General features: G+C 71.6%; 16 protein-coding genes and 2 pseudogenes. 1 reads left to right on the top strand and 17 read right to left on the bottom strand.

Annotated features, from left to right (window positions below; translation table 11 throughout):
• Window positions 1–174: 174 nt before the first annotated feature.
• The 13 genes and pseudogenes from panD to AB0O28_RS36060 all read right to left on the bottom strand — a co-directional run bounded on the left by panD (window position 175) and on the right by AB0O28_RS36060 (window position 13,823).
• Window positions 175–591 carry an aspartate 1-decarboxylase gene (gene panD, locus AB0O28_RS36120; protein ID WP_363647083.1) on the bottom strand — a complete coding sequence of 139 codons (417 nt, stop codon included), beginning with the start codon at window positions 589–591 and terminating at the stop codon, window positions 175–177.
• A gap of 97 nt (window positions 592–688) precedes the next feature.
• Complete coding sequence (locus AB0O28_RS36115) at window positions 689–1,630, bottom strand: hypothetical protein (protein ID WP_363647082.1); 942 nt, start codon at window positions 1,628–1,630, stop codon at window positions 689–691.
• Window positions 1,627–1,959: a helix-turn-helix transcriptional regulator gene (locus tag AB0O28_RS36110; protein WP_363647081.1), complete on the bottom strand. Its 333-nt coding sequence runs from the start codon at window positions 1,957–1,959 to the stop codon at window positions 1,627–1,629. The genes AB0O28_RS36115 and AB0O28_RS36110 overlap by 4 nt, the downstream gene beginning before the upstream one ends.
• A 48-nt stretch (window positions 1,960–2,007) precedes the next feature.
• Window positions 2,008–2,637: a sarcosine oxidase subunit gamma family protein gene (locus tag AB0O28_RS36105; protein ID WP_363647080.1), complete on the bottom strand. Its 630-nt coding sequence runs from the start codon at window positions 2,635–2,637 to the stop codon at window positions 2,008–2,010.
• A complete protein-coding gene (locus tag AB0O28_RS36100; RefSeq protein WP_363647079.1) occupies window positions 2,630–5,626 on the bottom strand; it encodes a 2Fe-2S iron-sulfur cluster-binding protein in 2,997 nt (998 codons plus the stop codon). The genes AB0O28_RS36105 and AB0O28_RS36100 overlap by 8 nt, the downstream gene beginning before the upstream one ends.
• Before the next feature lie 128 nt (window positions 5,627–5,754).
• Window positions 5,755–6,033, bottom strand: coding sequence for a sarcosine oxidase subunit delta (locus tag AB0O28_RS36095; RefSeq protein ID WP_208761896.1), 279 nt, complete (start codon window positions 6,031–6,033; stop codon window positions 5,755–5,757).
• A gap of 13 nt (window positions 6,034–6,046) precedes the next feature.
• Window positions 6,047–7,294, bottom strand: coding sequence for a sarcosine oxidase subunit beta family protein (locus AB0O28_RS36090; protein ID WP_363647140.1), 1,248 nt, complete (start codon window positions 7,292–7,294; stop codon window positions 6,047–6,049).
• 134 nt (window positions 7,295–7,428) lie between these two features.
• Complete coding sequence (locus AB0O28_RS36085; RefSeq protein WP_363647078.1) at window positions 7,429–9,867, bottom strand: FAD-dependent oxidoreductase; 2,439 nt, start codon at window positions 9,865–9,867, stop codon at window positions 7,429–7,431.
• 234 nt (window positions 9,868–10,101) lie between these two features.
• Complete coding sequence (locus AB0O28_RS36080) at window positions 10,102–10,752, bottom strand: response regulator transcription factor (protein WP_363647077.1); 651 nt, start codon at window positions 10,750–10,752, stop codon at window positions 10,102–10,104.
• Window positions 10,749–11,999: a sensor histidine kinase gene (locus tag AB0O28_RS36075; RefSeq protein ID WP_363647076.1), complete on the bottom strand. Its 1,251-nt coding sequence runs from the start codon at window positions 11,997–11,999 to the stop codon at window positions 10,749–10,751. The genes AB0O28_RS36080 and AB0O28_RS36075 overlap by 4 nt, the downstream gene beginning before the upstream one ends.
• A gap of 23 nt (window positions 12,000–12,022) precedes the next feature.
• Entirely contained in the window at window positions 12,023–12,754 is a 732-nt protein-coding gene (locus AB0O28_RS36070) for an ABC transporter permease (protein ID WP_363647075.1), read from the bottom strand.
• Window positions 12,755–12,822: 68 nt separating this feature from the next.
• Window positions 12,823–13,467, bottom strand: a pseudogene (locus AB0O28_RS36065) (ABC transporter ATP-binding protein); the annotation flags it as partial.
• Entirely contained in the window at window positions 13,464–13,823 is a 360-nt protein-coding gene (locus AB0O28_RS36060) for a hypothetical protein (RefSeq protein ID WP_363647074.1), read from the bottom strand. The pseudogene AB0O28_RS36065 and the gene AB0O28_RS36060, both read right to left, overlap by 4 nt.
• A 217-nt stretch (window positions 13,824–14,040) precedes the next feature.
• On the opposite strand from AB0O28_RS36060, the gene AB0O28_RS36055 reads away from it, so the two are divergent.
• A complete protein-coding gene (locus AB0O28_RS36055) occupies window positions 14,041–14,829 on the top strand; it encodes an IclR family transcriptional regulator (RefSeq protein WP_363647073.1) in 789 nt (262 codons plus the stop codon).
• Here the strand turns inward: AB0O28_RS36055 and AB0O28_RS36050 are convergent.
• From AB0O28_RS36050 to AB0O28_RS36035, 4 genes and pseudogenes are all read right to left on the bottom strand, one after another.
• Window positions 14,807–17,155 carry an FdhF/YdeP family oxidoreductase gene (locus AB0O28_RS36050; RefSeq protein ID WP_363647072.1) on the bottom strand — a complete coding sequence of 783 codons (2,349 nt, stop codon included), beginning with the start codon at window positions 17,153–17,155 and terminating at the stop codon, window positions 14,807–14,809. The genes AB0O28_RS36055 and AB0O28_RS36050 overlap by 23 nt on opposite strands.
• An 18-nt stretch (window positions 17,156–17,173) precedes the next feature.
• A complete protein-coding gene (locus tag AB0O28_RS36045) occupies window positions 17,174–18,265 on the bottom strand; it encodes an aromatic ring-hydroxylating dioxygenase subunit alpha (protein ID WP_363647139.1) in 1,092 nt (363 codons plus the stop codon).
• Window positions 18,266–18,356: 91 nt separating this feature from the next.
• Window positions 18,357–18,473 (bottom strand): annotated as a pseudogene (locus AB0O28_RS36040) (S-(hydroxymethyl)mycothiol dehydrogenase); the annotation flags it as partial.
• A 225-nt stretch (window positions 18,474–18,698) separates the two neighbouring features.
• A complete protein-coding gene (locus tag AB0O28_RS36035; RefSeq protein ID WP_363647071.1) occupies window positions 18,699–19,283 on the bottom strand; it encodes a hypothetical protein in 585 nt (194 codons plus the stop codon).
• Window positions 19,284–19,458 lie beyond the last annotated feature (175 nt).

The raw sequence follows: 19,458 nt of genomic DNA, 5'->3' as shown, positions 1-19,458 counted from the left end.
ATCCGTATCAGGCTCCACATGATGTCTCGTGCCCACACCTTAAGGTCTGAATTCACGAATGAATAGACACGGGACGACATCGGGACGAGATATCCAAGCCTGACCTAATTTTTCTTTTTTCCGGTAATGCGTACCCTGGTTGCGCATATGTCAGATATGCGCCGCATTTCCTACTTACTGCCGGGCGATATCGCCCGGGATCAGGCCCATGCCGTCCGGGACGGCCGCGGGGTCGGAGCCCACGTGGAGCGGCTTGTTGTCCCGGTCGACGAAGACGACTCGGGGCTTCAACTCCTTGATCTTCTCCTCGGCGACCAGCGCGTACGCGATGATGATCACAAGGTCGCCGACCGATATGAGCCGGGCGGCGGCGCCGTTGATGCCGATGACGCCAGAGCCCGCCGGGCCCTCGATGACGTACGTGGACAGGCGGTTGCCGTTGTCGATGTCGACGATGTCGACCTTCTCACCCTCGACGAGGTCGGCCTCGGCCATGAGGTCCGCGTCGATCGTCACCGAGCCGACGTAGTGCAGATCGGCCTGCGTGACGGTGGCGCGGTGGATCTTCGACTTCATCAGCGTGCGGAACATGATCTCCCACCGGGGTGCGGACGGCCCTCCTCACGAGCGCCCTCGATGGTATGTCACACGTCCGACCGGCAGGACCTCGGCCCGTCGACGGCGGCCTTCAGCGACCAGTGGCCGCCCCGGCCGGGCGCCGGAGCCGCCCGGCCACGACGGCCATGACGGCGAAGGCCACGGCCGTGCAGCCGATCTGCGCGAGGGCGGTGGAGGTGGGCACGAAGGGCAGATCACCCAGGTCGCCGAGGGCCGCCGCGGGCACGAACAGGCACAGCGCGGCCCGCCGTCCGACGGCCGAGCGGCACGCGTACCCCGCCGCCAGCGCCACCACGACCAGCCACGGCACGGGTTTCCAGGCCACGACGTCCTGATAGACGGTCACGTCCACCCAGCGCACGAGAGCCTTGGCGGCGGTCAGCCCTGCCAGCGCGAGCGGTCCCCACACGAGGAAGGCGTGCCGGGGGATGCGGGTGATCGCACGGTGCGCCGCGGGAACGAAGGCGATGGCGATCGCCGCCACCTTCGCCAGCAGGACGAAAGCGTGGTTCGGCAGCAACAGCGTGCCCGGAGCCAGCAGGTGCGGGTGGGCGACCTGGTACAGCACGAACGCGACCGCGCCGAGCGCGGCGATCCACCGGTGGCCGAGCCGGACGGCCAGCGCGGGCAGAGCCGCGGCCGCGATGTCCTCGGCCAGAAAACGGATCGTGACCGACTGCGCCAGCACCGGGACGCCCACGGTGTGCACCGCCCGGCTCGTCGTCAACAGCTCGGTCGCCAGCGCGTCGGCCAGCATCAGGAACGGCCACAGTGCCACGGCGAGCGCCAGACCGTCCCGCCACGCGGGCGCGGAGACCGGGCCGAAGGCCCGCCGGCCGTGCACGCGCAGGGCGCCCCACAGCAGATCGGCGACGTCCGCCGGGTGCGGCCGGGTCTGCCCGGGACGGACCCCGGCCATGAGCACGCCGATCATCTCCTCCCCGTGCCGGGCGAGGTGATCGCGCGGGTAGCAGGCCAGGAGTCGCCGATACCGGGATTCGAGCGGGCTCATGCCGCGCCTCCCTGTCCGGCGACGCGCAGGCGCGCGACGGCCGCGCTCGCATGCCTGTGCATCCGCTCGGCCTCCGCCGCCAGCCTGGCCGCGCCGTCGCCGGTCAGCCGGTAGTAGCGCCGCAGCCTGCCGTCCACGATCTCCTCCCGGTCCTCGGCGATGAGGCCTTCCGACAGGAGGCGGTCGATGGCGGCGTACAGGGTGCCGGCCCGCAGACGAACCTGTCCGTCGGAGATGCGTTCCACGTCGGCGATGACGCCGTACCCGTGCTGCGGGCCGGCGGCGAGCGCGGTCAGGATCAGGAAGCTGGGCTCCTGCATTTGCCTCATATGATCAATATATATCGATGATCTATATGTGACAACGAGCACGCGGAGTCAGGCCGGGGCGGCCTCCCCGGGTGTGACGTACTCGACCGACGCGTCGAGCAGCCACTCCGCGACGTACGCGGCGAAGGACGAGCGCACCAGCAGGCGGAAGCCGTCCTCACCGGCGACCAGGACGACTCCCGCCCTGGCCAGCATGGTCTGGGCGCACCGGCCCGGGCCGAACACCCGGGGGTGCAGGTCGAGCGCGCAGCCGTGGGCCAGCACGTCCCGTGCCCGCTCCCCCGCCACCACGAAGGCGGTGCGCTGGGCCGACACGTCGACGACCGAGACGTGCTCGCCGGCCGCCGCCTCCCCGATCCGGTCCACGAGGTCGCGCGCGGCGCCGTCGGGGCCGATCACCAGCCACTCGTCGGGCCCCAGCCACAGCGCCTCCAGGCCGCCGCCGCCCACGGCGGTGCCGGGCTCCACGGGCAGCGGCACCCCGACCGCCGTCCCGATCCGCTCCGCCGCCGGGCTCTTGGGGTCCACCCGGAGGTTGATCTGGGTCAGGAAGGGGATCTCGGCCAGGCGCAGGCCGCCGCCCGCGCTCGCCGCCTCGAACCTCGCCGCGAACGCCGCGGCCGGGCTCCTGCGCTCAGCCGTCGGCACTGCCGTCGTCACAGCCAACGACTCAGCCATCGCGGCGCGCTCCTTCCGGGTCGTACAGGACGTGAGAGGTCACAGTGACGGGCACCAGGTCCGCCCCGACCGGCGCGTACAGCCGTTCGCCGATCCGCTCGCGCCCGCCGCTCACCAGCGCGAGCGCGAACGTACGGCCCAGCGCGGCGCTGCGGTAGCCGGAGGTGACGAAGCCGAGCGTCGGGACCGGCGGCTCGGGCGGCGCCGAGGTCTCCACGAGATGGGCGCCCTCGGGCAGCAGCACGGCGGGGTCCTCCGGCAGCAGGCCGACCAGGTGCTTGCGGTCGGGGCGGGAGGTGTCCGCCCGGGTGAAGGACCGCTTGCCGATGAAGTCGGCCTTCTTCTTCGAGACGATCCACTCCATGCCGAGGTCCTGCGGGGTGACCGTGCCGTCGGTGTCCTGGCCGACGATCGGGAACCCCTTCTCGGCGCGCAGCACGTGCATGGTCTCGGTGCCGTACGGCGTGACCTCGCCGGACGCCATGACCGCCTCCCACAGGGCGAGCCCGAACCAGGAGGACACGTTGATCTCGTAGGCCAGTTCCCCCGAGAAGCTGATCCGGCAGACCCGCGCCGGGATCCCGGCGACCTCGGCGTCCCGCCAGGTCATGAACGGGAAGCTGTCGTTGCCGGCCGCGAGGCCCGGCGCGAGCCGTGCCAGCACCGCACGGGAACGCGGCCCGGCGAGCGCCACGGTCGCCCACTGCTCGGTGACCGAGGTGCAGTGGACCCGCAGGTCCGGCCACTCGGTCTGCAGCCACTCCTCCATCCAGTCGAGCACCGCCGCCGCGTTGCCCGTGGTCGTGGTGACGAGGTAGTGGTCGTCCGCCAGCCGGATGACGGTGCCGTCGTCGAAGACCATGCCGTCGGGGCGGCACATCACGCCGTAGCGGATCGAGCCGACCTTGAGCGTGCTCATCATGTTCGTGTAGAGCCGGTCGAGGAACACCGCGGCGTCGGGACCGATCACGTCGATCTTCCCGAGTGTGGAGGCGTCCATCGCTCCCACGCTCTCGCGTACGGCGGCGCACTCCCGCAGGACGGCGGCCTCCATGTCCTCACCCGGCTGCGGATAGAACCAGGGCCGCTTCCACTGGCCGACGTTCTCGAACAGGGCTCCGCGCGCCACGTGCCACTCGTGCATCGACGTCACGCGGACCGGGTCGTGCAGCGGGCCCCGGTCGCGGCCCGCCAGCGCGGCGAACGAGACCGGCGTATACGGCGCGCGGAACGTCGTGGTCCCGAGCTCGGCGACGTCGACGCCGAGCGCGTGCGCCACGATGCCGCTGGTCAGCAGCCCGGACGTCTTGCCCTGGTCGTGTGCCGTGCCGGCCGTGGTGTAGCGCTTGACGTGCTCCACCGAAGTGAGGCCCGCGCCGACCGCGCGCAGCACCTCTCCCACGGTGACGTCCCGCTGCAGGTCCACGAAGTGCGTGCGGTAGTCGGCGTCCTTTCCGCGGGCCTCGACGAGCCACAGGTGCTCGGCGGGCGCGGCGGCGGGCTCCTCCTCGGCCACCGGCACACATATCTCGGACGGCACAGGGATCTCGGACGGCACAGATACCTCGGACGGTGCGGCGATCTCGGACGGTGCGGCGATCTCGGACGGTAGGGCGCTGTCAGAAGGCAGGGCGCTGTCAGAAGGCACGGCGCTGTCAGAAGGCACGGGGAACCCGGCCGCGGCCAGCGCGCGGCGGCCCGCCTCGGCGCCGTCCTCCAGGCAGGCCCGCAGCGTACGGACGCCCGTGCCCCCGACACCCCTCGCGAACCCGGCGGCCTCGACCGCCTGGCGGGTCTCGCCGGGCGTGAACGCGCCCAGCTCCTCGTCGTAGCGCAGCGTGCCCCCGGCCTGGCTGAACAGGTGCACCACCGGCGACCAGCCGCCCGACACGAGCAGCAGGTCGGCGGGGATCTCCCGCACACCGCCACCCGCGCCCCGTGTTTCCAAGCGCGGGGCGACCTCGACCGAGGAGACCTCGCCCTCGCCCTTCGCGGCGGTGACCACGTGGCCGGTCAGGACCTCGATGCCGCGCGCGGCGCAGCGGCCGGCCCACGCCTCGCCGGGCGCCTGCCGTACGTCGGCGATCGCGGCGATCTCGACGCCGGCGTCGGCGAGGTCGAGCGCCGCGGCGTACGCGCTGTCGTTGGTGGTGAACACGACCGCCCGGCGTCCGGGCAGGACGCGGTGGCGGTTCGCGTACGTGCGGGCCGCACCGGCCAGCATCACGCCGGGCAGGTCGTTCCCGGCGAACGCGACGAACCGCTCGTGGCCGCCGGTCGCCAGCACCACGCGCTTCGCGCGGACGCGCCAGACGCGCTCACGTGCCATGCCGGCGGGCGCCTGGGCGCCCAGGTGGTTCGTCCGGCGCTCCACCGCGATGACGTAGTTGTCGTCGTAGTGGCCGACCACCGTGGTGCGGCGCAGCACGCGCACCTCCGGCAGGGCGGCCAGCGCGGCGACCTCCCCGGCCGCCCACTCGCGGCCCGGCCTGCCGTCGAGCGTCTCGGTCGTGCCGAGCAGGCTCCCGCCCGGCTCGGGCCGTTCGTCGGCGAGGATCACCCGCGCGCCGGCCCGCGCGGCCACGCCCGCGGCGGCGATGCCGGCCGGTCCCGCGCCGACCACGAGCACGTCGCAGTGGGCGTGCACGGCGTCGTAGCGCGCCGAGTCGGGCCTGTCGGCCAGCCTGCCCTGTCCCGGCAGGCCCGTGGCCACCAGGCCGTCGTACAGCTCGACGGTCGTCGCCTGGAGCATGGGCTCGGGAAAGGGCTCCTCGATCTGGACGAGCGCGTTCGGCTCCTCGCTGCCCGCGGCGTACACGCCGCGCGGACGGCCGAGCTTGATGCTGCTCGCCACCGCGCGCACGCCGTTGGCCAGCAGCGCCGAGGCCAGCGTGTCGCCCTCAAGGCCCTCGTAGTCCCGGCCGTCGAACCGGAAGCGCAGCGTCTTCCCCGTCGCCCCCTCCCGGCGGTACGGCTGCGCTCCGCTCATTCGCTCGCTACGCTCGCCGGCCCTGCTCATTCGCTCGCTACGCTGGCCGGCCCTGCTCATTCGCTCGCTACGCTGGCCGGCCCTGCTCATTCGCTCGCTACGCTGGCCGGCCCTGCCGGTTCGCTCGCTCATGCGGTCACCGGTCGTGGCTCGCCCACCCGGTAAACGGCGTGGATCTCGTTGGTGGCGGTGTCCCGTACGGCGTTGAACCAGCGGCGGCACCCGGCGGTATGGCTCCACCGCTCCGCGAACAGGCCCTTGGGATTGTCGCGGAAGAACAGGTAGCGGGCCCACTCCTCGTCGGAAAGGGCCGCCGGGTTCTCCGGGTAGGCGACGTGGGCCTGCCCCCCGTAGTGGAACTCGGCCTCGTCCCGTGGCCCGCACCACGGGCAGGGAATCAGCAGCATGTACCTCTCCGTATCAGTGCGCGACGGCGGCGGCGCCGTGCTCGTCGACGAGCTTGCCGGTGGTGAACCGCTCGAGGGAGAAGGGGGCGTTGAGCGGGTGCGGCTCGCCGGTGGCGACCGTGTACGCGTAACACCAGCCGACGCCCGGCGTGGCCTTGAACCCCCCGGTGCCCCAGCCGCAGTTGACGTACAGGTCCTCGACCGGGGTGAGCCCGACGATCGGCGAGGCGTCGGGGGTCACGTCCACCACGCCACCCCAGGTCCGCAGCACGTGCGCCCGGGCGAAGACCGGGAACAGCTCCAGCGCGGCCGACATCTGCCGCTCGATGATGTGGAACGCGCCGCGCTGGCGGTAGGAGTTCGCCGCGTCGATGCCCGCGCCCATGACCAGCTCGCCCTTGTGCGCCTGGCTGACGTACACGTGGACCGCGTTGGACATGACCACGGTCGGGTGCACCGGCTCCAGCAGCTCCGACACCAGCGCCTGCAGCGGGTGGCTCTGCAGCGGCAGCGACACCCCGGCGTACCCGGCGACGACCGAGGAGTGCCCGGCGGCGGCGAGCGCGACCTTCCCGGCCGCGATCGGGCCCCGGGTGGTCCGGACGCCGGTCACCCGGCCGTCGCGCACGTCGAGGCCGGTCACCTCGCAGTGCTCGATCATGTCGACGCCGAGGTCGGCCGCCGCCTTGGCGAAGCCCCACGCCACGTAGTCGTGCTTGGCGATGCCTGCTCGCGGCTGGTAGGTGGCGCCGAGCACGGGGTAGCGCACGTCCGGGGAGATGTCGACGATCGGGCAGACCTCCTTGACCTGCTCCGGCGTCAGCCACTCGGCGTCCACGCCGTTGAGCCGGTTGGCGTTGACCCGGCGCACGCTGTCGCGCACGTCCTGGAGGCTGTGCGCCAGGTTGAGCACGCCGCGCTGGCTGAACAGCAGCGGGTAGCCGAGGTCTTCCTCCAGCCCCTCCCACAGTTTCAGCGCGTGCTCGTAGATGCCCGCGCTCTCGTCCCAGAGGTAGTTGGACCGGATGATCGTGGTGTTGCGGGCCATGTTGCCGCCCGCGAGCCAGCCGCGCTCCAGCACCGCGACGTTCGTGACGCCGTGGTTCCTGGCCAGGTAGTAGGCCGTGGCGAGGCCGTGGCCGCCGCCGCCGACGATCACCACGTCGTACGCGCGCTTCGGCTCGGCCGAGCGCCACAGCCGGTCGGGGTGGTCGGGCAGGTCCGCGCCCGGCGTCCTGCGCCCCTGACTGCTGGGACTCATCGGGCCTGTCTGCTCGCCCCAGACATCCAGAGTGGCCCGCTGGCGGCGTGTCTCGCCGCCGATCGCCGCCGCCACCTCCGGGTCGGCCTCGGCGAGCGGCGCGTCCATCACCGAATCGTCCACTTCAGTCCTCACTAGCTGCGCAGGCGTTCCATGGCGGGGTCGAACAGCGGCTCCTCGGCGACCGCGGCGGTGACCCGCCGGTCGAAGTAGCCGATCTCCAGCGTCCGTCCGGGCGTCGCGAGCTCGGCGGGCAGCCAGGCGTAGGCGATGCCCTTGCCGATCGTGTAGCCGAAGGCCGCGCTGGTGACGTAGCCGACGGCGGCCTCACCGTCGTACACCGGCTCCTTGCCCATGACGACCTGGGCCGGATCGTCGACGGTCAGGCAGGTCAGACGGCGGCGCACGTTCTCCTTGCGCCGCTCCAGCGCCTCGCGGCCGATGAAGTCGCCCTTGTCCATCTTCACCGCGAACCCGAGCCCGGCCTCGTACGGGTCGTGCTCGAAGGTCATGTCGGTGCCGAAGGACCGGTAGCCCTTCTCCAGACGCAGGCTCGCGAAGGCGCCGCGCCCACCGGCGAGGATGCCATGTCGCTGCCCGGCCTCCCAGAGCGTGTCCCACAGCTTCGCGCCCAGGTCGGCGGTGGTGTAGAGCTCCCAGCCCAGCTCGCCGATGTACGACAGCCGCAGCGCGGTCACCGGCACGGTGCCGATGTACGCCTTCTTCGCCCGGAAGTAGCGGAAGCCCTGGTTGGAGAAGTCGGCGTCGGTCAGCGGCTGGACGAGGTCACGGGCGCGGGGGCCCCAGACGCCGAGGCAGCAGGTGCCGGCCGTGATGTCGCGGACCATGACCGAGCCGTCCGCGGGCAGGTGACGGTGGAACCAGTCGAGGTCGAGGTTGCCGTTGGCGCCGACCTGGAACACGTCGCGGCCCAGCCGGGCGACGGTCACGTCGCTGCGGATGCCGCCGTCGGTGTCGAGCAGCAGGCAGTAGGTCACCGAGCCGACCGACTTGTCCATCTGGCCGGTCGTCAGCCGCTGCAGGAAGGCCAGGGCGCCGGGGCCCGCGACCTCAAGCCGCTTCAGCGCGGTCATGTCGTAGAGCGCGACGGACTCGCGGGACGCCTGGGCCTCCGCGCCGACGATCGGCGACCAGTAGCGCGCCGCCCAGTCGTCGGGCGTGGGGATGTCGCGGCCCTCCAGCAGGCGGGCGTTGGCGCCGTACCACTGCGGCCGCTCGTAGCCGACGGCCTCGAGGAAGAAGGCGTCCAGCTCGCGCTGCCGGGCGTGGAAGGGGCTGAGGCGCAGCGGCCGCGGCTCCTCCATCGGCTGGAGCGGGTGGATGATGTCGTAGACCTCGACGAAGTTCTGACAGTCGCGGGCCAGCACATACTCGGGCGCGAGCTGGTGCGGCTCGAACCGGTTGACGTCGCACTCGTGCAGATCAAACGACGAGCAGTGGCCGTCGACCAGCCACTCGGCCATCGCCTTGCCGACGCCGGCGGAGTGGGTCACCCAGACCGCCTCGGCGACCCAGAAGCCCTTCACCTCGGGGGACTCGCCCATGAGGGGCATGTGGTCCTGGGTGAAGGAGAACAGTCCGTTGATGCCCTCGTCGATCTTCGCCGCGCGGGTGCCGGACAGCAGCCGCTGCGTCTCGGTCCACGCGTCCTCGAAGTCCTCCGGCGTGAACGTCAGCACCGACGGCATGACCTCGGCCTCGTCCACCGACAGCAGGTCCTCGGGCTTGACCGGCATCGGCCGGTGGCCGTAGTAGCCGATGCCGATGCCGTCGAACCGCTGGCGGTAGTAGAGGTCGGCGTCCTGGTGGCGCAGGATCGGCAGCGTCGCCTCCTCCTCGCGCCCGGCGAGGTCGGACGCCTGGCCGGTCCAGGCGAGCTGATGTGCGAGCGGGGTCAGCGGCAGCGACATGCCGACCATGCCGGCGACCTTCGGGCCCCAGATGCCGGCGCAGCAGACCACGACGTCGGCGGGGATCTCGCCCTGGTCGGTCACCACACCGGTCACCCGGCCGTCCTCGGTGCGGATGTCCAGCACCTCGTGGCGCTCCAGCACCCGTACGCCACGGGACCGGGCACGCCTGAGTTGGGCGTCGACCGCGCGTACGGCCTTGGCGACGCCGTCGGTGGGGATGTGCAGGCCGCCGAGCACGACGCCGGGGTCGAGCAGGGGGAAGAGCCCGGCGCATTCGGCGGGGGTGAGCAGGCGCGACCCGACGCCCCAGGACGTGGCCCAGCCGTGTCTGCGGTGCAGTTCTGCGAGCCGTTCCGGGCTGGTCGCGACCTCCAGCCCGCCGACCTGGAGGAAACAGGGCTCGCCGTCGAGGTCGAGCGAGCAGAACTTCTCGACGGTGTAGCGCGCCATCTCGGTCATGGTCTTCGACCCGTTGATCTGGAAGACCAGTCCGGGGGCGTGTGAGGAGGAGCCCCCGGTCGCGGGCACCGGGCCCTGGTCGACCACGGTGACGTCTGTCCAGCCCCGGGCCGACAGTTCGTCGGCGAGTGCCGCACCGACGACGCCTGCTCCGATGATGACGACGCGCGGGCCCGTCATACCCACCTCCACTGTTGCGCTATGCGCAACAAAAGGCGATCAACGCAACAAGCGTGACGCGTCATATTGCGAGTGTCAAGAAGGCGTCGACGACCTCCGCCGGCACCGGGTTGTTCAGCCGCTCCACGTATGCGCGCGGCCGTCGATCTCCTCGGGGCCGAACTGCGGCGCCCGCCTCGTCCCGGCGCCGACGCCGTACTCCCCACGCCGCTGGACCTGTGCCGTCCGGTACGTTCACGGACGCTCGGGAGCACCGAGCAGGCCGCGGTTGTACCCCTCCGCGACCGCGGCCGCACGGTCGTTGACGTCGAGCTTCGCATAGATGTTGAGCAGGTGGGTCTTGACCGTGGCCTCGGTGATGAACAGCCGGGCGGCCGCCTCCCGGTTGGTGTGCCCGGCCGCGACCAGGCGCAACACCTCCAGCTCGCGCCGGCTCAACGGGCCGGTCGACGGCGCCGGGGTGCGCAGCCGGCTCATCAGGCGGGCGGCGACCGACGGAGAGAGCGCGACCTCGCCGCGGGCGGCCGCGCGTACGGCGCGCAGCAGCTCGTCCCGCGGCGCGTCCTTGAGCAGGTAGCCGGTGGCGCCGGCCTCGATCGCGGGCAGCACGTGGCTGTCGGTGTCGTAGGTGGTCAGCACCAGCACCCGGGCCGGTACGCCGCGCCGGGTCAGCTCGCCGGTCGCGGTGACGCCGTCCATGCCGGCCATCCGCAGGTCCATCAGGATCACGTCCGGCCCGAGCGCCTCGGCCAGCCGGACCGCCTCGGCCCCGTCCGCCGCCTCGCCGACCACGACGAACTCGGGGTCGCGGGCGAACATGCTGCTCAGCCCGTCGCGTACCACCGGGTGGTCGTCGGCGACGAGCAGCTTGATCGGGTCACTCACGAACGCACCTCCGGCGCCTCGGCGGGCAGGCAGGCCGAGATCCCGGTCCCACCCCCCACCTCCGATTCGATCTGCAACGTGCCCGACAACGCCTCGATCCGCTGCCGCATCGCCACCAGCCCGAAGCCCCCGTCGCGCTCGACCCGGACCGTCGGGTCGAAGCCGCGGCCGTCGTCGCGGACGTCGAGGGCCACCTGCCGGTCCATGTAGGAAAGGGTGAGACCGACGCGGGTGGCGGTGCCGGCGTGCTTGGCGACGTTGGCCAAGGCCTCTTGCGCGACCCGCAACAGGGCGACCTCCGCCTCCGGGCGCATCGTGCGGGTTTCGCCCGTGACGGTGACCCGGGCCGGGATGCCGTGTCGGGCCGACCACTCGGCCGCCACTTCGGTGACGGCGTCGGCCAGGCGGCCGGTCTCCAGCGGCTCAGGGCGCAACTCGTTCACCGAGCGCCGCGCCTCGGTCAGTCCCTCCCGGGCCAGCGCGGTCGCCGCCGCGTGGTGCCGGCGCCACGCGGCCGGGTCGTCCGCCGCGTGCTCGGCCGCCTGCAACTGGGTGACGATACCGGTCAGGCTCTGGGCCAGCGTGTCGTGGATCTCCCGAGCCATCCGGGCCCGCTCGTCCAGGACGCCGGCCGCTCGGGCCTGCTCGACCAGCCGTTCCTGCAGCGCCGCGTTTTCGGCCAGCGCCGCGGCCAGCCGCGCGTTGGCCTCCCGGGCCTCGCGCAGCGCCGCCTCCCGGGAGTCGTAGTAACGCGCGCCGATCTCGCCCATCCAGGCCACCAGGCACATCGGCGCGATGTTGACGGCCAGGACCCCCAGGTATTCGAGGCGGCCGACCCAGGAGCCGATGTCCAGGCCGGCCGACTGTGCCGTGCCGGCCACCACCGCGGCGCCGGCGATGAAGTACAGCTCGCGCGGCCAGCCGATGATCCGGTACGCGTAGAAGTACAGCACCGGACTGTAGAGGCCGAACCACGGGTTGCGCAGGGCCATGACCAGGCCGAACACGATCAGGCCCGCCAGGAAGACGCCCATCACGCCGATCCGGTCGCGCCACGGCGGATGCAGCGTGAAGAGCACCAGGCTCCACACCGCGGCCGCCGCGCAGAGCGCGAGGTCGATGGCGAGGGAGCCCGGCTGGTCGTGCTTGAAGGCGATGGTCAGGGCGGCCATGACGGCCAGCAGCACGTAGGGGACCACCGTGACCATGGGCCGGAACCGCCGTTCCCAGCCCGCCGGTCCGGCCATCTGCCAACTCTGCATCGCGCACCCTACTCCCAGCGGAACAATCTAGCCGCCGCCACGGCTGCCCCGGCCGCCCACGCGAGCAACGTGACCAGAGCGAGCCAGTGCGGCCAGCGCCCGTTCGTGGCGTCCTGCATCGCGGTGACCGCGGCGCCCATCGGGGTGGCCTGGCTGATGTGCCGCAGCATCGCCGGCATGACCGGGATCGGCAGGAACAGGCCGCCGAGGAAGACCAGCGGGTAGAAGACGACGGCGCCGAGCGCGTTGGCCGCCCGTCCACCGGGTGCGGCCGCGGTGACGAGGAGGCCGACGGCCGTCAGCGCGAGCGCCGCCAGCAGCGTGGTCAGCAGGAAGCCGGCCATCTGCCGGGGCAGCACCACCCCGAACGCGAACCGCGCGACCAGCAACAGCGTGGCCACCGCGACCGCGGCGGTCAGCAGCATGACGATCAGCTGCGCGGCCAGCACCCGGACCGGCCCGACCGGTGTGGTCCGCAGCCGCCGCAGCACCCCCTTCTCGCGGTAGCCGGCGAGCACCGGCGGCAGCACGTTCAGGGCGAGCATGCCCAGAGCGAAGGCGACCAGGATGGGTACGTAGGTGTCCAGCAGCGTCAACCCGCCGAGGTCGGTCCTGCGCTCGTTGTAGAACGGCAGGTTGCCGAAGATGATCAGCAGGAGCAGCGGCAGCCCGACGCCGAAGGCCGGCCCCGACTTCTCCCGCAGGAACAGCTTCAGCTCGGTCAGCGTCAGCGTTGTCATGAGGTCCTCCCGGTCAGCGCGACGAACGCGTCCTCCAGCGTGGGTCGCCCGGCGTGCTCGATGAGCTCGGCCGGCGTACCGGTGACCAGCACCCGGCCGGCGTCGATCACCGCGATCCGGTCGCAGAGGCGTTCGGCCTCCGGCATGAAGTGAGTGACCAGCACGATCGTGACGCCGGCGGCGCGGACGCCGGCGATCAGTTCCCACGTGTCGCGCCGGGCGTGCGGGTCCAGCCCGGTGGTGAGCTCGTCGAGTACGGCGATCCGGGGCCGCCCGACCAACGCGAGCGCGATGGCGAGCCGCTGCCTCTGGCCGCCGGAGAGTCTCCCGTACGGTGTCCTCTCCCGTCCGGCCAGCCCGAGCTGCGCCAGCAGCTCCTCCGGATCGGCCGGGTCCGAATAGAACGACTGGTAGAGCCGCATCGCCTCGCCCACCCGCAGCCGCTCGGGCAGCCGGCTGTCCTGCAGTTGCACACCCACCCACCGGGTCAGCTCGGCGTGGTCGCGCATCGGGTCCCTGCCCAGCACGCGGATCCGGCCGCGGTCCGGCGCCCGCAGGCCCACGAGGCATTCCACGGTCGTGGTCTTCCCCGCGCCGTTGCGCCCGAGGATGCCGAAGATCTCCCCTTGTGCCACGGTGAACGAGACGTCGTCCACCGCCACCGTGCCCCCGTAGCTCTTGCGGAGGTTCTCCACCTCGATCACCGCGCTCACGGCCGGACCACCGGGCGCCGGTTGATCTGCACGACCACGGGGAGCAGGAGCAGGCCGCAGACGCCCTGCTCGAGCTTGAACCAGAGCGGGAACAGGCCGGGCAGCGCGATGATCACCACGATCGCGACCAGCATGACCGCGGTGACGACGCGCAGCCGCAGCAGCATCCGGCGGTCGCCGCGGGCCGCCCGGACCGCGAAGAACAGCGTGAGCAGCGAGGCGGCGGCGACGAGCGTACCGCGGACCCAGACCGCGTCGGCGGCCACCGCCGGGGCGCGCCGAAACGCGATCATCGTCATCAGTGTCAGCAGGCTGACCGCGGCGTACCCGATGATCAGCCAGACCACAGTGCGCATGTTCGTGTGCCTCCGTCTTCTCGTTCGCCGACGGAAATCAGCGTCGCAACGGAGGCGCCTCACGCGGATCGCCCGATCTCCCGAGCGGGCGGTGGAATCGGCCGCTCGCCCACGCGGTGGAGCGAATCCACCGATCGGTGGATTCAGGGGCGTGCAAGCAGGGCGGGGAATCCCGCGACGCCCCGGCTCGGGTTGCGTCGAGCGCTACAGTCGCGCTATGAGCAACGACGCTTCCGCCGCCAGGGCCGAGGCCAACGGCGGCGGCGTGCAGTCCGTGGACCGGGCGATCAGCATCATGGAGATCCTCGCCGCCCGCGGGCAGGCCGGGGTCACCGAGATCGCCGCCGAGATCGAGGTCCACAAGTCGACCGCGTTCCGCCTGCTCGGTGCCCTGGAGGCGCGCGGGCTCGTCGAGCAGACCGAGGACCGCGGCAAGTATCGCCTCGGCTTCGGGCTCGTCCGCCTCGCCGGCAGCGTCTCCATGCGGCTGGACGTCACCCAGCAGAGCAGGCCCGTGTGTCAGCGTCTGGCCGAGGAGATCGGCGAGACGGTGAACATCGCCGTGCTGCGCTCGCACTACGCGGTCAACCTCGACCAGGTGCGCGGCCCGTCCGCCGTCACCGCCCACAACTGGGTGGGCCAGCTCACGCCCCTGCACGCGACGTCGAGCGGCAAGGTCCTGCTGGCGTACGTGGACCGGCAGCGCCGCGACGACCTGCTGCGCGCCGCCGGCCTCCAGCGCTACACACCGAGCACGGTGACCTCGGTGGAGCGCCTGGAGCGGGAGCTGGCGGAGGTGCGCGAGCACGGCTACGCACGCACGCTGGAGGAGCTGGAGGTGGGCCTGAACGCGCTCGCCGCCCCCGTCCGCTCCTTCGGCGGAGAGGTCGTGGCGGCGGTCAGCGCCTCAGGGCCCGCCTACCGGTTCAGTGAGGGCCGCATGCGCGAGCTGGCCCCCGTCCTCGTCAAGGGAGCCGAGGAGATCAGTCACCGCCTGGGCGGCTGACCGTCTCCTCCGCCGCACCCACCTCCAGGCGTGCCGCGGCACGACGCAGCCGTACGACGACGCTCTTGGACGTGGGTGTGTTCGACGTCTCGGCCACCGAGTCCAGGGGCACCAGCACGTTGGTCTCAGGGAAGTACGCGGCGCAGCAGCCCCGCGCCGTCGGATAGGCGACGGCCCGGAACCCCTCGGCCACGCGCTCGCCGTCCGGCCACTCGCTGATGAGGTCGAGCATGTCGCCGTCCGCCAGGCCGCGCTCGGCCAGGTCGTCGGGGTGGACGAAGACCACCCGCCGCCCGTTCTTGATCCCGCGGTAGCGGTCGTTGAGCCCGTAGATGGTCGTGTTGTACTGGTCGTGGCTGCGCACGGTCTGCAGCAGGAGGCGGCCCCGCGGCACCCGCAGCACCTCCAGCGGATTGACCGTGAAGTTCGCCTTTCCCGTGACCGTGGGGAAGCGGCGCTCGTCGCGCGGCGCGTTCGGCAGCGCGAAGCCGCCCGGCCTGCGCACCCTCGCGTTGAAGTCGCCGAACCCGGGCACCACCCGCTCGATGCGGTCCCTGATCGCGTCGTACCCCGCTTCGAACTCGGCCCACGGCACGTGCGGGTCGTCGTCGCCGAGCAGCTCGCGCGCCAGCCGGCACACGATCGCCACCTCCGACAGCAGCGCGTCCGAGGCCGGGCGCAGCCGCCCACGCGAGGCGTGCACCATGCCCATCGAGTCCTCGACCGTGACGAACTGCTCGCCGCCGGCCTGGACGTCCCGCTCGGTGCGGCCGAGCGTGGGCAGGATGAGCGCCTGCTCGCCGCACACGGCGTGCGACCGGTTCAGCTTCGTCGACACCTGTACGGTGAGACGGCAGTTGCGCAGGGCCGCCTCCGTCGCGGCGGTGTCCGGCGTGGCCGAGACGAAGTTGCCGCCCATCGCGAAGAACACCGTGGCGTCGCCGTCGCGCATGGCGCGGATGGCCTCCACGGTGTCGTGGCCGTGCTCGCGCGGCGGCGGGAAGCCGAACTCCTTCTCCAAGGCGTCGAGGAACTCCGGTTTGGGCTTCTCGTAGATGCCCATCGTCCGGTCGCCCTGCACGTTCGAGTGCCCGCGTACGGGACAGACGCCGGCGCCGGGCCGTCCCACGTTGCCGCGCAGCAGCAGGAAGTTGACGACCTCCCTGATCGTCGGGACCGACTTGCGGTGCTGAGTGAGGCCCATCGCCCAGCAGACCACGATCGAGCGGGCGGCCAGCACGTCGCGGGCCGTCTCCTCGATCTCGGTCCTGGTCAGCCCGGTCGCCTCCAGCACCTCGTTCCAGTCGAGCCCGCGTACGTGCGTCTCCCAGGCGTCGAACCCGTGTGTGTGCGCCTCGACGAACTCGCGGTCCACCACCGTGCCGGGCGCGGCGTCCTCGGCCTCGAGCAGGAGCAGCGACAGCGCCTGGAACAGCGCGAGGTCGCCGCCGAGGCGGATCTGCAGGAACCTGTCGGACAGCGCCGTCCCGGTCCCCGCGAGGCCGGAGGGCCGCTGCGGGTTGCGGAAGCGCAGCAGCCCCGCCTCCGGCAGCGGGTTGACCGCCACGATCCGCGCGCCTTCCCGCTTCGCGCGCTCCAGGGCGGTGAGCATGCGCGGGTGGTTGGTGCCGGGGTTCTGCCCGACCACGAAGATGAGGTCGGCGCGGTGCAGGTCCTCCAGCAGCACGGTGCCCTTGCCGATGCCGAGCGTCTCGGTCAGCGCGGAACCGCTCGACTCGTGGCACATGTTGGAGCAGTCGGGCAGGTTGTTGGTGCCGAAGCGGCGGACGAGGAGCTGGTAGGCGAAGGCGGCCTCGTTGGAGGTGCGGCCGGAGGTGTAGAAGACGGCCTGATCCGGGTCGCCGAGCGCGCGGAGCTCGCGGGCGACGACGCCGAAGGCGTCCTCCCACGAGATCGGCTCGTAGTGATCCGAGCCGGCCGGCTTGTACATCGGCTCGGTGAGCCGGCCCTGCTGGCCCAGCCAGTAGTCGCTGCGCCGGGCCAGCTCGTCCACCGGATGCTCGGCGAAGAACTCGCGGGTGACCCTGCGGACGGTCGCCTCCTCGGCCACCGCCTTCGCGCCGTTCTCGCAGAACTCGGCGGGGCTGCGGTGGCCGTCGCCCTCGGGCCAGGCACAGCCCGGGCAGTCGAAGCCGGACTTCTGGTTGACCCGCAGCAGGGTCAGCATCGTCCGGCCCGCGCCCATCTGGTTGTAGGCCGTGCCGAGCGCATGGCCGACCGCCGGGACCCCGCCCGCCCAGGTTTTGGGCGGGCCGATCTCCAGGTGTTCGTCCCCGACGTCCTCCCGAGGCGCCTTACGCGTCACCCCGCATCCCCTCCGAACTCACTCGCCAAGCTTGCCGCGTACCCAATCATGGAACAAGCCGATGTGGTGCTCGCTCGGCACCAGCACGCCGCCCTTGGCGTACGTGCGGGAGCTCATCGAGGGCTGGGTGCGCTCGCAGGCGTCGAAGTCCTGCTGGTTCACCCGGTGGAACAGCTCCACCGATCGGCTGACGTCCTTGCCCGCCTCCACGACCTCGGGCAGGTAGAGCCAGTCGCACTCCACCACCGTGCGGTTCACCGCGAGCGGGAACATCCGGTGGATGATGACGTGGTCGGGCACCATGTTGACGAACACCTGCGGCTTGATCGTGATGGCGTAGTAGCGCCGGTCCTGATCCTCGCTGATTGTCGGGATCCGGTCGAGCCCCTCGGAGCCGTCGATCGTGAATCCCCGGATGTCCTCGCCGAACAACGCGCCGTGGCCCACGTAGTACTGCGCCGCGTACCCGTCGGCGAACTCCGGCAGCACCTCGGTCAGCTCGGGGTGGATGGTCGCGCAGTGGTAGCACTCCATGAAGTTCTCGACGATGAGCTTCCAGTTGGCCTTCACGTCGTACACGATCCGGCGGCCGAGCGCCAGGTTCTCCACGCCGTAGTTGTCGAGGGACGCCACGTCGCCGAGACGCGTGCGCACCTCGCCGAGCACGGTGTCCTCGAACGAGGGCGGCTCGTCGGCCAGGCAGACCCACACGTAGCCCAGCCACTCACGCACCGCCACGTTGACCAGGCCGTACTCGACCCGGTCGAGGTCGGGCATCTTCGTCAGGTTGGGGGCCGCGATGAGCTTGCCCTCCAGGTCGTACGTCCAGGCGTGGTACGGGCACTGGAAGGCCCGCTTGACCTCACCGGACTCCTGCGTGCGGATCCGGGCGCCACGGTGACGGCACACGTTGTGGAACGCGCGGATCGAGTTGTCCCGCGCCCGCGAGATCAGGATGCTCTCCGTGCCGACCTGCACGGTCCTGAACGCCCCGGGCTTGGGGAGGTCGGCGGCCCGGGCCGCGCAGAACCACATCGACTCGAAGATGTGCTTCTGCTCCAGCGCGAAGACCCGGGGGTCGGTGTAGTGCTCGCCCGGCAGTGTGGCCATCAAGCTGGGAGGCAGGCTCGCGGTGCTCACTGTTGGCTCCTGAAGGTCGTACGTCACACGTCGGGAATCGAGATGATCAGGGAGAGTCCGGTCACAGGACCACGACGGAACGCAGCACCTCGCCGCGGTACATCTTCTCGAAGGCCGCCTCGACGTCCTCGAGCCCGATCGTCTCGGTGACGAACGCGTCCAGGTCGAGCCTGCCCTGCTGTCCCTTGCCCCTCGCGACGACCCCGCGGACTTCGTGCGCCATGGTCCTCTTTCCCTCGAATCGGCTCGCGTGCATCAGTTGTGAAAGACGAAACACATAGCACTATGCGCAACAGATTGAGGCCGTGCAGGGCCAGTGTCAAGAGGTCGACCGGCGTTCTCACCAGCCGGTCAGACCACCGCACAGCCTGCGAGATCACGGCGGGGGCGGGGGTGGGACGGGTTAGCGAGGGGGCTGTTCCAGGTGAGCGATCACGGGGGCGAGCAGGTCGTTCAGCTCCCGTACGAGGACCGTCAGGGCGCGATGCGCCGTCTCGGCGAGATCGTGCGCGGGCCCGTCCGGCGTCGCGGGCAGGTCTTCGAGCGGAACGGGGGCGTCCACGAGCAGGGTGGGTCGCAGATGGGGGACCTTCGCGAGGTCCTGCTCGGCGGGCTCGACGAACTGGCCGAAGATCTCCGGCCAGCCCCGCCAGCCGCGGTCGCGCCACCAGTCACGCGACACCGTCAGCGCGGCCGGCGGCGGGGAGACGATCGTGACGCGTGCCGTCAGCGACCCGTCCCAGGTGTTGCGCTCGCAGGAGGCCGACAGGATCCGGCGGTGCCAGCGCACGAACCCCGGCGAGGTCAGGGGTGGGGTGGCGATCCGCCAGGCCGCGCACGCGAACGCGACCGGGGCGATGTCCCCCCACACCCCCTCGAACTCGCCGATGTTCTCCCACACGCGCTCGGAGTAGTGGCTGACACCGCCGTAGCGGACGCGCTCCCGGTCGGATCGCCCGTCGATCCAGAACGCCTGCTGGCCGGCCATTGGCCGCGATCAGCCGTTCGACGCGGCAGTGGTCGGCGCGCCGACGGCGGCGGGCGCGGTTTCGCCGGTGAAGGTGAACGTCGCGGCGTCGCCTTCGCCCTCGATATCGATCTTGACGACCTGGCCGGGCCGCAACTCGCCGTACAGGATCTTCTCCGACAGCGTGTCCTCCAGC

This window comes from Microbispora sp. NPDC088329 (assembly GCF_040685655.1).
Taxonomy (GTDB): Bacteria; Actinomycetota; Actinomycetes; order Streptosporangiales; family Streptosporangiaceae; genus Microbispora.
This window is presented reverse-complemented; position numbering and strand designations above follow the sequence as displayed.

What these genes read in the sequence shown, in the direction of transcription:
- panD (WP_363647083.1), bottom strand. Translation starts at nt 591, where the DNA reads ATGTTCCGCACGCTGATGAAGTCGAAGATCCACCGCGCCACCGTCACG.
- AB0O28_RS36115 (WP_363647082.1), bottom strand. Translation starts at nt 1,630, where the DNA reads ATGAGCCCGCTCGAATCCCGGTATCGGCGACTCCTGGCCTGCTACCCG.
- AB0O28_RS36110 (WP_363647081.1), bottom strand. Translation starts at nt 1,959, where the DNA reads ATGAGGCAAATGCAGGAGCCCAGCTTCCTGATCCTGACCGCGCTCGCC.
- AB0O28_RS36105 (WP_363647080.1), bottom strand. Translation starts at nt 2,637, where the DNA reads ATGGCTGAGTCGTTGGCTGTGACGACGGCAGTGCCGACGGCTGAGCGC.
- AB0O28_RS36100 (WP_363647079.1), bottom strand. Translation starts at nt 5,626, where the DNA reads ATGAGCGGAGCGCAGCCGTACCGCCGGGAGGGGGCGACGGGGAAGACG.
- AB0O28_RS36095 (WP_208761896.1), bottom strand. Translation starts at nt 6,033, where the DNA reads ATGCTGCTGATTCCCTGCCCGTGGTGCGGGCCACGGGACGAGGCCGAG.
- AB0O28_RS36090 (WP_363647140.1), bottom strand. Translation starts at nt 7,294, where the DNA reads ATGAGTCCCAGCAGTCAGGGGCGCAGGACGCCGGGCGCGGACCTGCCC.
- AB0O28_RS36085 (WP_363647078.1), bottom strand. Translation starts at nt 9,867, where the DNA reads ATGACGGGCCCGCGCGTCGTCATCATCGGAGCAGGCGTCGTCGGTGCG.
- AB0O28_RS36075 (WP_363647076.1), bottom strand. Translation starts at nt 11,999, where the DNA reads ATGGCCGGACCGGCGGGCTGGGAACGGCGGTTCCGGCCCATGGTCACG.
- AB0O28_RS36070 (WP_363647075.1), bottom strand. Translation starts at nt 12,754, where the DNA reads ATGACAACGCTGACGCTGACCGAGCTGAAGCTGTTCCTGCGGGAGAAG.
- AB0O28_RS36060 (WP_363647074.1), bottom strand. Translation starts at nt 13,823, where the DNA reads ATGCGCACTGTGGTCTGGCTGATCATCGGGTACGCCGCGGTCAGCCTG.
- AB0O28_RS36055 (WP_363647073.1), top strand. Translation starts at nt 14,041, where the DNA reads ATGAGCAACGACGCTTCCGCCGCCAGGGCCGAGGCCAACGGCGGCGGC.
- AB0O28_RS36045 (WP_363647139.1), bottom strand. Translation starts at nt 18,265, where the DNA reads ATGGCCACACTGCCGGGCGAGCACTACACCGACCCCCGGGTCTTCGCG.
- AB0O28_RS36035 (WP_363647071.1), bottom strand. Translation starts at nt 19,283, where the DNA reads ATGGCCGGCCAGCAGGCGTTCTGGATCGACGGGCGATCCGACCGGGAG.